A 1,269-nucleotide genomic window follows, 5' to 3' on the forward strand; every position below is an offset into this window, starting at 1 on the left:
ACCCCGTGCCATAACAAAGCCTTCAACCGGACGCGGGGTAAGCTGGCGGCCGGCAAAGCCGGGCTGGGTTTGCGGGCGCGCCGGTTAAGGCAAACGTTAAATGCCCACGTTACCCAGAAAATTAGCACCTTAAAAAATGACAAAAGTCTCGTGAGGACTAGGTAAGGGATAAAGCAACAATGTTACCAATAGAGAAAATCGTAGGATGGATAAAGGATAAGCCCGCATGGTGGCAACATTCAGTGAAACTGTCACTGAGCGAAGGTGCATTATCCAATAAATATTTAGATGAAATCTACGATGTAGCCTTGGTTGAGCACAATATTATTGTAGACGAACAAATATCGAAACTTCTCGAAGGTTCAATTGACACGACGGGGTTAAGCGACGAGATAAATGAAGTAACGCTGGATAAAATTGATAGTGTAGTCAATGTTGGGGCCTTAGCTGGCGATCAAACTCTGTCGTTTTCAAAACATGGATTGACGATTATTTACGGCGATAATGGTGCGGGAAAGTCCTCATATGCAAGAATAATCAAACACGCCTGCCTTTCAAGAGGGGGTGTCCCTGAAATACTTGGAAATGTGTTCGAAAAACCAGGCCAGCCTAGCTCCGCCAATATATCTATAAATGTTAATGGAAATATAGTATCCAATGAATGGAGCTTAAACTTTAAAAGTAACTCAAATCTAAAGTCAATAAGGGTTTTCGATAGCCAGGCTGCCGATCATTTTGTAACAAAAGAGGACGAACTTGGTTATAAACCTTCGGGGCTACACGTGTTGGAGGACTTGGCTGAAGCAGTTGATTACGTTAGTCGGCGCGTTACTGAGGAAATTATGCCTGGAAATGGCTTTGTCGGCCTGCCGGCTTTTCAAGATACAAAAACAGGCCGATTTGTTAGTCAACTGTCTAGAAAAACAGCTTTATCAGAAGTCGAATTATACTCCGCGACTGATGATGAAATTGAGAGAATCGAACTGCTTAAAAAAGAGATAGATTCCTATAGGTCAAAATCGCCAGAGCAGATAAGAAAAGAACTATCAAACCAGTTACGGCAGCTAACCCCCCTCAAGGAGTTTATTGCTAAATCGATTTCGGTTGTAAGTGATGAAGTTTTTAGTGATTTAAAAGAAAATGAGAAAGATTTACTGAAGAAGAAGAAAATGCCTCTGTTGAATTTTGAGTGGGTATCATCGCTCCGGACCCCTGATTGGAGCCGGAGTGATGAGCGCCCAGATTTTCGAAGCCGCCCTTGGCCTGACG

The 1,269-nt window shown here is 43.2% G+C and carries 1 protein-coding gene; it reads left to right on the top strand.

The window, feature by feature from the left end:
* Positions 1-242: 242 nt before the first annotated feature.
* The coding region (locus ACDC66_RS15185) for an AAA family ATPase (protein ID WP_376697583.1) at positions 243-1,269 on the top strand (1,027 nt) is incomplete at its 3' end.

The sequence above is a fragment of the Wenzhouxiangella psychrophila genome, assembly GCF_042310375.1.
Classification (GTDB): Bacteria; Pseudomonadota; Gammaproteobacteria; order Xanthomonadales; family Wenzhouxiangellaceae; genus Wenzhouxiangella.